The 14,147-nt window shown below is 59.5% G+C and carries 11 protein-coding genes; 9 read left to right on the plus strand and 2 right to left on the minus strand.

What is annotated here, in order from left to right; translation table 11 throughout:
- Positions 1-7 precede the first annotated feature (7 nt).
- Entirely contained in the window at positions 8-1,375 is a 1,368-nt protein-coding gene (locus tag JQ574_RS05315; RefSeq protein WP_212213652.1) for an HlyD family type I secretion periplasmic adaptor subunit, read from the minus strand.
- An 11-nt stretch (positions 1,376-1,386) separates the two neighbouring features.
- On the minus strand, positions 1,387-3,030 hold the full coding sequence (locus tag JQ574_RS05320; protein WP_249119124.1) for a type I secretion system permease/ATPase: 1,644 nt from the start codon (positions 3,028-3,030) through the stop codon (positions 1,387-1,389).
- Here JQ574_RS05320 and JQ574_RS05325 point away from each other — a divergent pair.
- From JQ574_RS05325 to JQ574_RS05365, 9 genes are all read left to right on the plus strand, one after another.
- Positions 3,002-3,334 carry a hypothetical protein gene (locus JQ574_RS05325; RefSeq protein WP_212213776.1) on the plus strand — a complete coding sequence of 111 codons (333 nt, stop codon included), beginning with the start codon at positions 3,002-3,004 and terminating at the stop codon, positions 3,332-3,334. The two genes, JQ574_RS05320 and JQ574_RS05325, sit on opposite strands and share 29 nt — an antisense overlap.
- Positions 3,335-3,536: 202 nt before the next feature.
- Complete coding sequence (locus JQ574_RS05330) at positions 3,537-4,625, plus strand: glycosyltransferase family 1 protein (protein WP_212296552.1); 1,089 nt, start codon at positions 3,537-3,539, stop codon at positions 4,623-4,625.
- Between the two features lie 144 nt (positions 4,626-4,769).
- Positions 4,770-5,918, plus strand: coding sequence for a glycosyltransferase family 4 protein (locus tag JQ574_RS05335; RefSeq protein ID WP_212213658.1), 1,149 nt, complete (start codon positions 4,770-4,772; stop codon positions 5,916-5,918).
- Positions 5,919-6,453: 535 nt separating this feature from the next.
- Positions 6,454-6,732 (plus strand): hypothetical protein, encoded by a 279-nt coding sequence (locus tag JQ574_RS05340; RefSeq protein WP_212213661.1) that lies wholly within the window; start codon positions 6,454-6,456, stop codon positions 6,730-6,732.
- A gap of 571 nt (positions 6,733-7,303) precedes the next feature.
- The gene (locus JQ574_RS05345) at positions 7,304-8,494 is read left to right on the plus strand and encodes a polysaccharide biosynthesis/export family protein (protein ID WP_249119125.1); all 1,191 of its coding nucleotides are present in this window, start codon (positions 7,304-7,306) and stop codon (positions 8,492-8,494) included.
- Positions 8,495-8,914: 420 nt separating this feature from the next.
- Positions 8,915-10,102, plus strand: coding sequence for a glycosyltransferase family 4 protein (locus JQ574_RS05350; RefSeq protein ID WP_212213665.1), 1,188 nt, complete (start codon positions 8,915-8,917; stop codon positions 10,100-10,102).
- 74 nt (positions 10,103-10,176) lie between these two features.
- Complete coding sequence (locus JQ574_RS05355; protein ID WP_212213667.1) at positions 10,177-11,376, plus strand: glycosyltransferase family 4 protein; 1,200 nt, start codon at positions 10,177-10,179, stop codon at positions 11,374-11,376.
- A 317-nt stretch (positions 11,377-11,693) separates the two neighbouring features.
- Positions 11,694-12,848, plus strand: a complete 1,155-nt coding sequence (locus JQ574_RS05360; RefSeq protein WP_249119126.1) for a glycosyltransferase family 4 protein — start codon at positions 11,694-11,696, stop codon at positions 12,846-12,848.
- Between the two features lie 110 nt (positions 12,849-12,958).
- Complete coding sequence (locus JQ574_RS05365; protein WP_312014716.1) at positions 12,959-14,116, plus strand: glycosyltransferase family 4 protein; 1,158 nt, start codon at positions 12,959-12,961, stop codon at positions 14,114-14,116.
- Positions 14,117-14,147 lie beyond the last annotated feature (31 nt).

A 14,147-nucleotide genomic window follows, 5' to 3' on the forward strand; every position in this document is an offset into this window, starting at 1 on the left:
CGCGCGTTCAATCCCTGAAAGACGTATGCAGGGCATCCGTCAGCGGCGACACGATATATTCCAGCGCCGTGCGCTCACCGGTCGCGACCACGACGTCGGCCTGCATGCCCGCGATCAGCTTGTCGCGGTAGCGTTCATCGAGCTTGGCATCGGAGAGATCGATGAGGCCGAGGAAATAGGGCTGCTTGGTAACATCGTCCACCAGTCTGTCATGCGAAATGGATGCCAGCTTTCCGGTCATCATTTGAATCCCGCGCGCGCGAAGACCCGGGAAACGAATTTCGGCGGTCTGCCCCACGCTGAGATGTTCGATCGAGTTGACGGGAAGCTGGGCGTGAACGACGAGCTTTTGGTTGCTGGGAACGATTTCCATCAGCGATTCGCCGGCACGAACGACCTGTCCGACCGTGAACACCTTCAGATTCTGTACGGTGCCTGCCCGCGGCGCGCGAATATCGAGGCGCGTGAACAAGTCCCGCGCCACGATCAGCTTTTCCTTCGCGGTGTTTATCTTCTGGCGCGTTTCCAGCAGCTGGGCCGATACTTCCTCCTGGAATTTCTGCTCCAGCTGCATCACCTGCAGGCGCGCTTCGCTGATTCCGTTGGTCGCTTTCGCCGTATCCGCGATGGCACGGCCGACGATGCCCTCAAGGCGCGTGCGCTCCCTTTCCATGGCAAGCACGCGCGTGATCGGGATCAGTCCCCGCTCCTTCAGCGAACGAAGGCCCGTCAACTCCTCGTCGAGGAAACCGATCTGCTTCTCGGTCGACGACTTCTCGACGGAGATGCCTTCCATTTCCCACCCGAGCTGCTGAATCTTGGATTCGATCAGCGTGATCTGGGTCGCACGCGAGCGCTTGCGCTCTTCAAATTGCAGCGTTTGGTCCTGGACGATCCTGGCCAGGATCGGTGAAGCGGCCTGCCGCTCCAATAGTTCCGGAGGAAAGGTGATGCGATCGCGGCGATCGATTTCGGCAACCAGCGACGCTTCGAGCGCGAGTGCGCCGTCGAGTTGACTGCGCACCGTCTCGAGCCCCGAGCTCGCCTGCAGCGGTGACAAATTGACCAGCAATTGCCCTTCAACGACGGACTGGCCTTCTCTGACCGAAATCTCGCTCACCATACCGCCTTCGAGGTGCTGCACCACCTTGCGGCTGTCCTCGATCATGACGACGCCCTGCGCAACGACGCCGCGGTCGAGCGGTGCGACAGCCGCCCATCCACCCATCACTCCGAAAGTGAAAATGATCAGCGTGTATCCGGCGATCGCCGTTTTGCCTTGCGCATGGGCAAATGGCAGCGAATTGGGGACGCGGCGGGGAATACCGGCCTTGAAGCGCGCGGGAATTGAAAACGGAAGCTTGAACTCGAACATGATGACCGTCCTCAGCCTGCCGCAGCCCGAACGGGCACTGGAGGAGCGATCAAATGCTTGAGCACGTCGTGGCGCGGACCAAACACCTGCGCCATGCCGCCCTCCAGCACGAGAATCTTGTCGGCTACGGTCAGCACGCTGATCTTGTGGGTAATCAGAACGATTGTCGTGCCGAACGAGCGAAATCGGCTGATCGCCTGGACCAGCGCTTCCTCGCCACCCTGGTCCAGACTTGCATTGGGTTCATCGAGCACGACCAGGGCCGGACGATCAAAGAATGCCCGCGCCAGCCCGATGCGCTGGCGCTGACCGCCCGATAGCGTGGCGCCCCCCTCGCCGACCGCGGTGTTGTAGCCGTCCGGCAAGAGCTGGATCATCTCGTGACATCCGCAAAGCCGGGCGGTCTCGATCACCGCTTCGCTGTCGACCTCTTGAAAGCGCGCGATGTTCTGCGCGACGGTTCCGGAAAACAGCTCAATGTCCTGCGGCAGATAACCGATGTAGCGACCGCGTTCGCGCGGATTCCAATGCGAAAAATCGAAGCCGTCGAGACGCACATTGCCTGACGACGGTCGCCACACGCCCGTAATCACCCGAGCCAGGCTGGATTTTCCGGCGGCGCTCGGGCCGACAATGCCCACGACTTCGCCCGGTCGTGCTTCGAACGAGATGTTCCGCAAGGTGCTGCGGGACTGTTCCGGAGGCCCTGCGGTGACCGCCTCGAGCGTCAGATGGCCGACCGGCCGCGGCAGGCTCACCCGCTTCGGCTCCTCGCCGGCGACGGCGAACAATTTGACAAGCCTGCTCCAGCTGTTGCGCGCGTTGGTCAGCCCCTTCCAGTTTCCGACGACGCCCTCGACCGGAGCAAGGGCCCGCCCGACAAAGATCGAGGCGGCGATGATCATGCCCGCGGAAATCTGATTGTGGATCGCAAGATAGGCGCCAAGGCCCAGTACCATCGCTTGCAGGAACATGCGGACGAACTTGGACGCGGCCGCCATCAACCCCGACCGTGTGCCCGCGATTGCCTGAAGATTGAGCACATGGGTATGTTGCGCAATCCAGGTCTCGCGCAGGACGTCGAGCATGCCCATGGCATGAATGACTTCGGCATTGCGCAGGGCAGATACGGCCTTCTGATTGGCCGCGATCGACGTCTTGGAGGCTTGGCTCATCGGGCCCGTGGTGGCGAGCTCACTGGCAAGCGTCAACAGGAAGATGAGAGCTGAACCGACCAGCGCGATAGCCCCGAACCAGGGGTGAAGAAAGAAGCAGGTCACGATGAAGATCGGCATCCACAGCAGGTCGCACAGCGCAATCAGGGCGGGACCGGCGATGAACTCGCGAACAGAATCGAGGTCCCGCAGCGTTTGTCCCTGGGCAAGGCGAGGGAAATGCAGGCCGGCGGAGTGCGTTGCATCAAAGACCGAGCCGGCCAGCTTGCTGTCGACGGCGAGGCTGGCCTGAACCATCAGGCGCGAGCGCAGCATCTCAAGCAGCGCATTGATGATCAGGAGATAACCTACCAGCAGCGTGATGCCGAGCAGCGTGGTCTCGTTGCGGCTGCCGATCACCCGGTCATAGATCTGCAGCATATAAAGCGGGCTGGTGAATGCGAGCAGATTAATGAAGAAGCTGAAAACCACCGTCGTCATGACTGCCGGAACGCACGACCTCACGCCGTTGACGAGAACGGCGCTTGCCTTAATTGGACCAGACCCAGCCATTGCGAAAATCCCGCTCCACCATTCTGCGCTGATCCAACAAGGAAACATGCCCGCGCACGTCCCATGCGCGCAGAATGTGTGCTTTTTGTTGCGCGGTGAGTTCCATCTCCACTCAATTAAATCCAGCCGACAGCGCGCGCCCGATCAACATCAAACCAAATTCGTTCCTAAACAATTAGCACGCTGCAAGATTCATGAAGCCGACATGCTCGTTTGGTTTGCTTTTGATTGAACCTCTCTTGCCAGCACGGCATGTGCTGATTTAACGGAGGCAGCATGCGTGCGGAACGGTTCCCACGGATGGTTCGCCATGCCAGACTTCGCCTTGCCAGACTTCGCCTTGCCAGAATTGGCACAATTCGAACTCACTCCCTCGTGCCCACTAACAAGGCAGCAACGGGCGCTGGGTGCGTGAAAGCTGAAGAAGATCGTCTTTGAAAATTTTCATCAACGGTAGATTCCTGTCGCAATCGCTTACGGGCGTTCAGCGCTATGCCGCCGAAATGGTTAAGGCCATGGATCGCCTGCTGGCGTCCGGGCAAGCCGCGCAGCCCCTGCTCGCGGCGGAATGGCAGCTCCTCGCCCCGCCCAACGCGAAGGCCGAGCTCGACCTCGCCGTCATCAGGACCAGACAGGTGGGCCAACGGACCGGGCATGCCTGGGATCAGATCGACCTTGCGCGGGCGTCGGCGGGCGGCCGGCTGATCAGCCTCGCCAACTCCGGGCCGGTTCTGCACCGTAACCACCTCGTCGTCCTGCATGACGCACAGGTGTTTCGCCGGCCGGATTTCTTCAGCCGGAGCTACCTGATGCTGCACCGGACGCTGGGCCACCTGCTGGCCCGAACCGCGACAATTGCCACGGTTTCCGAGTTCTCGCGGCGCGAACTCGCCGCCGCCCTGCGGCTGGCACCGCCGGCCATTCCGGTGTTTTCCAACAGCGCCGAGCATTTTGCGGCAACAGTGCCGGATTTTGGGGTGATCGACCGGTTGGGCCTCGTTCCCAACAGATACTTTCTCTTCGTCGGGTCGATGACGAAAAACAAGAATGTTTCGCTGGCGATCCAGGCGTCGGAGCGGCTGGGCCGCGCGGATATTCCGCTCGTCGTGGTCGGCGGCGACAACAGCAAGGTGTTTTCGGACGGCCCCACCGCCGCAAAGGCCGGAGTTGTGATGGCGGGCCGGCTCAGCGACGAAGAGATCGCGGCGCTGTTTTCGCGGGCAAATGCGTTTATTTTCCCCAGCCTTTATGAGGGCTTCGGTGTGCCTCCGCTGGAGGCAATGTTCTTCGCCTGTCCGGTGATAGCGAGTACGGCAGAGGCGGTACGCGAGACCTGCGGCGACGCCGCCGCCTATTTCGACCCGCTCAGCGTGGACCAGCTGCATCAGCGCATGCTCGAAAGAATTGCAGCCGGAGGCATCTCCGGCCCCGAGCGGCAGAAACAGGAATCACGCCTGGCAGCCTATTCCTGGGATAAATCCGCTGCCGCCATGTTGCGTTTTCTCGAAAAACCCCCAGTTTAAAATTTAAATAAACGTATTAAACCTGAACAAAGGCAGGAACCCACCACATCGCGGCCCAATTATTGCTGCGTAATGGGGTCAGCCTTGTCGTATCAGCGCGAAGAAAATGAAGGATTAAGGGTGCCCAGCAGTCAGGTTAGAACCATGAGAGTTCTGCATGTCGCCGAAACGATCCGGGGCGGCATCGCGACTTATCTCAACGAGCTGCACCCCCACCAGCGCACCAGCCTCGGCGCCGGCAACGTGCACTACGTCATTCCATCCGGTCATCGGACCGATTTGGTTGGGATCGAAGATGCGGAGATCACGGAATTCGGCCGTTCGGACCGGGGTGTTTCGGGCCTGTTCCGGATGCTGGTCGCGACCCTGCGCGCGGTGCACCGCCAGCAACCGGATGTCGTTCACCTGCACTCCTCGTTTGCCGGACTGGTTCTCCGCCCGTTCCTGTTGCTGAGGCGCAAGCGGCCGCGGGTCGTCTACTGTCCCCATGGCTGGGCGTTCTCCCGCGAGACGGGCCGGCTGAGCCATCAGGTCACCAAAATCACGGAAGGTATCCTCGCGAAGATCACGGACCGGATCATCTGCATTTCGAGGGATGAATACAAAGAGGGGGTTCAGGCCGGAATTGACCCCGATCGCCTGGTTCTTGTGCACAACGGTATTTCGAAGCACCGCCCGCTGCTCGATACGGTCTCGGCGATATGGCCTTCGGACAAGACCAAGGTTCTGTTCATCGGCCGCCTCGACCGCCAGAAGGGGTACGATCTCCTGACCGAAGCCGCCCGCGCGCTCGAGGACCAGGTGGACGTCCGGATCGTCGGGGCTTCGGTGATCGGCAAATACAAGGATGAGGGGCGTGCGCTTCCCTCCAACGTCTCGTTGCTGGGCTGGCAGGATCGGCACCAGATCGAGGCCCAGCTCGAAAAGGCCGATCTCGTCGTCATCCCGTCACGCTGGGAGGCCTTCGGCCTCGTCGCCCTCGAGGCGATGCGGGCGGCCAAACCGATCATTGCCTTTCGCATCGGCGCGTTGCCGGAAATCGTCGAAGATGGCGTGACGGGTGTGCTTTGTGAACCTACTTCCGCCGCCCAACTCGCTGAAGGGTTTCGGCGCGCGCTGAAGCTCGATCTGCCTGCGGTCGGTCAGCGAGGCTACGAGCGCTTCAGACAGCTTTATGACATCGAGAAGACGCATCGCGTCCTGAGCCAGGTCTATGTCGACCTCGGTCGAGGCGATCACATCCGATCCCGGCAACAAGCCGAGCTGCAATCGGATTCGCCGAACAATTTCTGATCGTCGCCGCAGCCTTGCTGCTTGCTGCGCCGACTTAATTTTCAAAGAAATTTAATTTTCAAGGGCCTTAATTTTTAAAGGCCTGGACGCCGGGTTGAACGGCTGGCTTCCGGGCCTCGTCAAATCACCTGCCCAGCCACAGAAAGTCGACTCCGCGCGGCTTCTGGTCATCGCTGGCGGCGGACTCGTTGCCGCGCTCGCGCCTGTCGGAGAACGACCACCGTATCAGGACAGCGACGAGCAACGCGCAGGTCAAAAACCCAGCGGTGAACGCCAACAATGCCATCGGTAGGGCATCCATTTCGCCTGCCTCCCCTTTTCTCGTTTGAAGGGAGTATAGCTAGGGAGCCCGAATTAGTAAGTAGTTACATCGATCCAAGAGACTCGTGCTTAACGGCTGAAATCCCTAACAAATCTTGGACAACTGGCGATCGCTGCGGCGCGCGAAATATTGTTGCGCTGCGGCATCGATTTGCGGCGAGTTCCCCGTGCCAACTCATGTATAAGTGGCGGACGCCCCTGAGGAGGCTTCCATTTGGAAACGCTGCTGTACGTTTTGGCAGGCTGGTTCGTGTTTAATATCCTTTTCGCCCTGGCAATGTACTTTCGACCGATCCGGCCAAATCCTGCCTCAACCGATAACCCGGCCAAATCTCACGCTGCGGATCCATCCGATGCCGCGAGCGGGCGTCAAATACAATTTGAATCGTCCGGTGGACGCGGCCATTCCATCGTCACCAGGGTTTTGTTCTTTGGCCACTGGCTAAGCGACCGCGTTCGCTCATCGATCGCCGCGAAGCAAGAACCCACCTAGCCGTTCAAATCCTGCGTGCGCCGCTGCAGCCGATCGGGACGGCTGTCCTGGGCGCCCTGTATCCGCCCCTCGGGCGGGCGCGGCAAGCGCGCCGAACCGCGTTCCGCGCCCGATCGTTCCGCCGCCTTGGGCTCGGCGTCCCAAGGATCATTCGGCGGATCATTCGGCTGCTCGTTCGGCCGGTCGCTCGACCCTGCATGTCGACCTCGATCCGCGGCACCGCACTCATCCGCCGCGGCGTATGCGCGCCGTCGCCCTGATATTAAATAGCGCCGAATAATACGGTATTTAATTTCCCGCCGGACATGAAGGCGAGATCGTGACGAGAAAACGGCAGACTTACTGACCGATACACGCCATGCTCAAACTTTAGCCAGGTTTTGCTCAGAACCCTCTCAATGCAAGTTGCAAGAAGGTCACATGGACGAGGCTTTACCTCGGAAGGCGGTCGCTCGGGAGTGACTTCGGATCCGGATGGTTGCTACGGTTAAACCGGACGAAGAGTTTTAAATTGGACCAAGCGTATCACGAGGGTGCTGCAGTGATTGAAAGAAGAGCAAATGCAAGAGGGTTGATTTGTTCTTCTGCTCTTTTCGCTGCACTGGCGTTCGGCCTTGGCGGCTGCGCGGGCTTTATTCCGACGGATGCGCCGGATGGATCAGCGACACATTCGAACGCTGCGATCGTCACGCAGCCATCGGCACCCCTTCCCTACATCCTGATGCCGATCAATCCGGTGGTGCTGCAGGCCACCAATTCCTTCACCGACGGGGCGGGATTGGTATTTTCCAAATTGCCTGGCGGGAACTATCGCGATGTGACCATTGGCGTCGGCGATATCGTCACCGTCACCGTTTACGAAGCGCAGGCCGGCGGTCTGTTCATCCCGCGCGAAGCGGGCGTGAGGCCGGGTAATTTCGTCGACATTCCGCGCCAGCAGGTCGACCAGTCGGGCAACATCAACATTCCGTATGCCGGTTCGATCAAGGTATCCGGCCTCACCCCGCGCGCGGTAGGCAATATCATCCGCGAACGTCTCAAGGATCGCGCGATCGACCCACAGGCCGTCGTCAGCGTTGCAGAGCAGCGCGGCAACCAGGTTAGCGTGCTTGGCGAGGTCAACACGCCGCTGCGCTTCCCCGTCGATCCCGGCGGCATTCGACTGATGGGCGCCATCGCGCGTGCAGGCGGTCCCAAATATCCCTCTTACGAATCCACCATCACGATCAAACGAGCTGGCCGTACCTACAACGAGTCGATGTCGAGCGTGGTCCGTCATCCCGGCGAAGACATCTTGCTCGCTCCCGGCGACGTCGTCTTCCTGACGCGAATTCCGAGGGTGTTCATGGTCTTCGGCTCGACACCGTCGCCTGGCTCGATCGGTGGCACCAACAACCGCCGTTTCACCTTCGAAAACGACAGCATGACGTTGGCCGAAGCGCTGGCGAAAGCCGGTGGTCTGGACGGCATCCGCGCCGATGCCAAATCGATCTTCGTCTATCGCTTCGAACCAAAGCCGCTGCTGGAGAGGGTCGGACTTAACGTATCTCAATTCCCGACCGAGCTGGCGCCTGCCATCTACAAGTTCGACATGAGCAAGCCCGATGGCTGGTTCCACGCAGATTCATTCCGGATGCGCGATCACGACGTGATTTCGGTTGCGGAGTCGCCGTCGACCGAGTTCATCAAGCTGATGAACCCGCTGAACGCGGCGACCACGAATGCAGCAAATATCAGCGCCACCATTGCGAACTCGAGATAGACCAGGGAGCATCGCGCAAACTCGAACCGCACAAGCGAAGAAAAACGCGTTCAGGCAGTTGACCGCCGTAGCGAGTTGATAGCGCTTGGGTGAATGTGCCCGACGTAACGTCCGGCTGCCGGTGGCCGCGTCGTTGCTCGCAATGGCGCCGTGTACGAGAGCCCTTGTCTTGATCAAGAGTCGGAACACATCGGGCGTCAGGACCGCACGCTGTTCCGACATGCCTTGCAGCTGAAAAGGCATGGCAGGCGCTGACGAGACTGCCTATCTCTGTCGTCAAGCACCGAAGCCAATTGCCGCACCGGCATTGGGCATCGGAACCCGCTGCCGGTCGATGCAGATGGCCCGACTTCCACCGCCTTCAGTTTCCCTTGGCGAATGGAACTCTCGCACCGGCAAGCTTCCAACCTGAGGCGATCCTTGAGAATACTCATCGTCAATACGCTTTATCCTCCGGAGATCATCGGGGGCGCTGAAGTTTCCGTGTCCCTGCTCGCGCAAGCCCTTTCCCGCAACCACCATCAGGTTTCCGTCGTCAGCCTGCATGACGCGCAGAATACCGCGGTCAGCGACATGAAGGGTGTCCGCGTCTACAGACTCCAGATCGACAATGATTACTGGCCATTCGGCCAGGATCGAAAGCCATCGCGGCTGCAACGCCTGAAATGGCACTTGCGCGACACCTGGAACCGGAAGGCCGCCAAACGGTTCGCGGAAATCCTGGATATTGAAAAGCCTGACGTCGTCCACACCAACAACCTAACGGGATTTTCAGTGGCACTCTGGTCGGAAGCCAGGCGCCGCAACATCAGGATCGTGCATACGTTGCGCGACTACTCGTTGCTCTGCAAAAGGTCGACGCTTTTCAAGAATGGCGCTACCTGCGAGCGCCGATGCACGTCATGCGCTGCCATGACGGCTTCGTCCCGGCTGGCCTCGCGATTGGTCGATGCCGTCGCATCCAACAGCCAGTACGTGCTCGATCGACATCAACGTCTCGGATACTTTTCCGGAATTCCCGAACGCGTGATCTTCAACATTGCCGACACCAGCGCACTTGCCCCTGCGGCGGCCCCCTCCGATGAGGATGACCTGACATTTGGATTCATCGGACGAATTGAAGCCGAAAAAGGCATCGATGTCGTGCTCAAGGCCACAGAATTGCTGCCCGACACCGGTTGGCAGCTCAAGATTGCCGGTAGCGGGCTCGAATCCGATGTCCGGGAATTCAAAGCCCGTCACCCGAGCGACCGGGTGAAGTGGCTGGGCTTTGCCAAATCTCAGGATTTTTACGCCGGTATCGACGTCTGCCTGATCAGCTCGGTCTGGCCGGAGCCGCTGCCGCGCACCCTGATCGAGGGAATTAGCGCCGGCCGCGCCACAATTTGTTCCACTGCGGGTGGGATACCGGAGATATCGGGGTTTTCTAACCTTATCGGTATGTACCAACCAAGCGATCACCGCGAGCTGGCCGGACTAATGTTGAAGGGGATCGACGAGGCCGCTCGATGGAAAAAAAGCCTGCCTCCGCGACCAGACTTTGCGGAGAAGTTCACGCCTGAGACCATTACCCGCGAATATTTGGAGATGTATTCGGCCGACAGCTAGGGGGACCGTTCTGTACCAATGAGAACAATTGCAACCAATCGCTATGCGACCTTCACCGGGACGGCTCATTTTTGATGAGGGTCCTTGTTACAACATCCCTCTACCCGACGCCGCTGGCTCCAAAGGTCATCGGCGGCGCGGAAATATTCGTACGCAAACTGGTCGAAGGCTTCGTCGCAAGCGGAGACAGTGTGGAAGTGATCCGCGCCGCGTCAGCCCCCAACCAGCAAACTGAATCATGCGACGATGTCGATATCTATTCCGAGCCGGTCAGTAACATCTATCTGCCGTTCACCGAACAACACAGCGCACCAATGCGGGGACTCTGGCACGCAGTCGAGGATTGGCGACGATCGACAAAACTGGTCGCCGACCGGATCAAGGCGTTCAGGCCTGACGTGCTGCATTCCAATAATCTGTCGGGCCTGACGACGGCGGTCTGGAAAGCCGCATCCGACCACGGCGTCCCTATCGTCCACACCTTGCATGATTATTATCTGACGTGCCCGCGATGTTCGCGCTTCTCCCACGGCAGCACCTGCACGCACACCTGTTTCAGCTGCAAGTTGCTGACCGTAAGCCGCCGCACTGCGACCAGGCAGCTCAGCGCGATCGTCGGCGTGAGCCAGCGCATTCTGGATATTCACACGGAGTTGGGCCTCTTCGCAGACACCCCGCTGCGCAAGGTCATCAGACACGCTTCGGCACTCCCCCCGGTCGCGCCCGAGCCCAGACGCCCGGCCGACCTCCTGACGCTGGGTTTCATCGGGCGCCTCACGGAGGAGAAAGGCATTTACAATCTGGTCAGGGCTGTCGGCACGTTGCCGCCAAACTCCGTCAAGCTGGTAATCGCAGGCTCTGCCAGCGCCGAGATGAAGGAGCGGTTGATTGCCCTGGCACCTGAAGCCCAGATCGAATTCCTGGGATTTGTCGCGCCCGAAACGTTCTATCGTCAAATCGACGTCGTGGTCATTCCGCCGATCTGGGAGGAGCCCGGCCCCATCGTGGTCGCTGATGCCCAGGCCGCCGGCAAACCCTTCCTCGGCACCCGCTTCGGAGGCATACCGGAGGCCGTTGCAAGGGGCGCGGTCGGATGGCTTACGGCGCCCGATCCCGACTCGCTGGCCGAAAGCATCAGGAAGATGTTGTCGAATCCTGACGAAGTAACAACGATGACCCGGAAGTTCGCCGACAAGAACAGTCAACGCACATTCTCGGAAGTCGTCGCCGAATACCGCGCGATCTTCGAGGAGTTGCGCCACCGTGAGGACTAGCCGTGTGATGGAGAACGATGCGGCTCCGTTTTCTCAAGTATCCTGCCGCCAGATAGCTGCCAACCCTATCGTCGGCGCCCGTTAACAAGGATTTAATTTCCTGATGTCCTTCGGGCAACGGGACATTTAATACTGCACACGTTGTTGCGTGCAGTGCCGCGCGTTTCGGCTGGCAGCACCGCTTGGTGGAAGGTAAGGTCGAACGAGTCGATCGTTCAGGACCTGCTTCGCAACAAGGCACCGGCGGTAATCGATCGACACCGATGAGGCGATAGTTGAAGATACTTCTCGTAAACAGCCTTTACCCTCCGGAAATCATGGGAGGCGCTGAAGTTTCCGTTTCTCTGCTGGCGGAAGCACTGGCCCTCAGGGGTCACCAGGTTTCCGTGATTTGCCTTCACAAGGCGGCGGAAACCTCGATCAGCGAGATCAGGGGTGTTCGCGTATACAGGTTGCAGATCGACAACGACTATTGGCCATTCGACCAGGATCGAAAGCCGTCGCGGTTGCGACGACTTAAATGGCATTTGCGTGACACCTGGAATCGCGAGGCGGCCAAACGCTTCGGAGCGGTTCTCGATGCTGAGGCGCCCGACGTTCTGCACACCAACAATCTCACGGGATTTTCGGTATCGTTGTGGTCGGAAGCCAAGCGCCGCAAGCTGCGGGTCGTCCACACGCTGCGCGACTATTCCCTGATCTGCAAAAGGTCGACCCTGTTCCGCAACGGACAGACATGTACCCGCCGGTGCCCGGCCTGCGCGACCATGACCGCCCCTTCCCTGATTGCTTCGCGCATGGTCGATGCCGTCGTTTCGAACAGCCAATTTGTGCTGGATCAGCACCAGAAACTTGGCTATTTCGCCAACATCCCGGGCAAGGTCATCTTCAATATTGCCGACGTCAGCGAGGCGGCCCCGGTTTCGCCGCCCGCTACCGGCGATCTGGTGTTCGGCTTCATTGGACGGATCGAAGCCGAAAAGGGTATCGAGGTCGTGCTGAAGGCGGCCGAACTGCTGCCTGACGCAGGCTGGAGGCTGAAGATTGCCGGAAAGGGGCTCGAGCAGTACGTAGGCAGCCTGAAGGCCGGCCAGAAGAACGATCGCATCGAATGGCTTGGCTTTACGAAAGCGGCGAATTTCTACGCCAGCATCGACGTCTGCCTCGTCAGCTCGGTCTGGCCGGAACCGCTGCCGCGGACGCTGATCGAAAGCATTAATGCCGGCCGCGCAACTATTTGCTCGACGGCAGGAGGGATTCCGGAGATTTCGGGATTTTCAAATATGGTGGGCTCCTACGAGCCGAACAATTTTCGTCAGTTGGCCGAGCTCATGGTGAAGGCGGTTAACGACACAACGAGATGGAAGATGACGCAGCCGCTACAACAGGACTTTGCAGATAAATTCTCGCCGGAGTCGGTCACGCGGCAATACATGGAGGTTTATTCGGCCGGCAGTTCGAAAGCTCCCTGACAGGGAATAGTTTCAAGCATCCATTTTCTATTATTCTTGGGGACGAGACTCCTTCAATGAGAGTTCTTATTACGTCATCCATCTATCCAACGCCGCAGGCTCCAAAAGTCGTGGGCGGCGCCGAGATATTCGTGCGCCGGCTTGCCGAAAGCCTGGTGGGCAAGGGTGACAGCGTGGAAGTGATCCGCGCAGCGTCTGTTTCCAACCAGGCAATGGAAGCGTGCAACGGCATCGATGTTTATTCGGCGCCGGTAAAGAATGTGTATTTCCCGTTCAGCAAACCTCATGGCGCGCCGATCCGGGCGGTCTGGCACGCGGTGGAAGACTGGCAGCAGACCGCGCAACTGGTTGCCGCACGGATACGGGCCTTCAAGCCCGATATCCTGCATTCCAATAACCTCTCGGGATTGACGACGGGGGTATGGAAAACTGCTTCGGACCTGGGCATTCCGATCCTTCATACCCTTCACGACTATTACCTGACCTGCCCGCGGTGCTCCCGCTTTTCGAACGGAAGCGCGTGCGCTCACACCTGCGTCAGTTGCAAGATTTTGACGGTCAACCGACGCAGCACGACCAAGCATCTCGACGCCGTCGTGGGCGTGAGCCAACGCATCCTTGATATCCATACCCAGTTCGGGTTGTTTGCCGATACGCCGCTGCGCACCGTCATTCGCAACGCTTCGACCGCCGATGTCGGCGACAAGGCCACGGAAAGTCCCGACGGAGTGGTTACCTTTGGATTTATCGGAAGGTTGACGCAGGAGAAGGGCATCTACAACCTCGTCCAGGCGGTTGCGGCAATTCCACCTCACCTGATGCGGCTTGTCGTCGCCGGCCATGCAACGGAAAGCCAGCGCGCGCATATCAAATCGCTGGCGCCCAACGCCCGAATTGATTTCCTGGGTTTTGTCGCACCCAGGGAATTCTATGAACAGGTCGATGTCGTGGTGGTTCCGTCAGTCTGGGAAGATCCAAGCCCGCTGGTGGTGGCCGACGCGCAGGCGGCCGGAAAACCGCTGCTTGGGACCCGCTTCGGGGGAATACAGGAAGTCATCGAACAGGATGTTACGGGGTGGCTGACGGCGCCTGACCCCGGCTCTCTGACCAAGAGCTTGTTGCAGATCATTGAATCCCCGCGGCAGATTTCCGATATCAGCCAACGGTTAAGAGCCGGGCTCAACAAATGGACCTTCGTCGACGTCGTCGCCAGATATCGCGATGCATTCGAGCGCGTCAGGCAATCCCGGGGAATGGCCAGATCATGATGGTCCCGGCCATAGCGGCTGAGAGCTTCGC

The organism is Bradyrhizobium sp. AUGA SZCCT0158 (genome assembly GCF_018130065.1).
Lineage (GTDB): Bacteria > Pseudomonadota > Alphaproteobacteria > Rhizobiales > Xanthobacteraceae > Bradyrhizobium.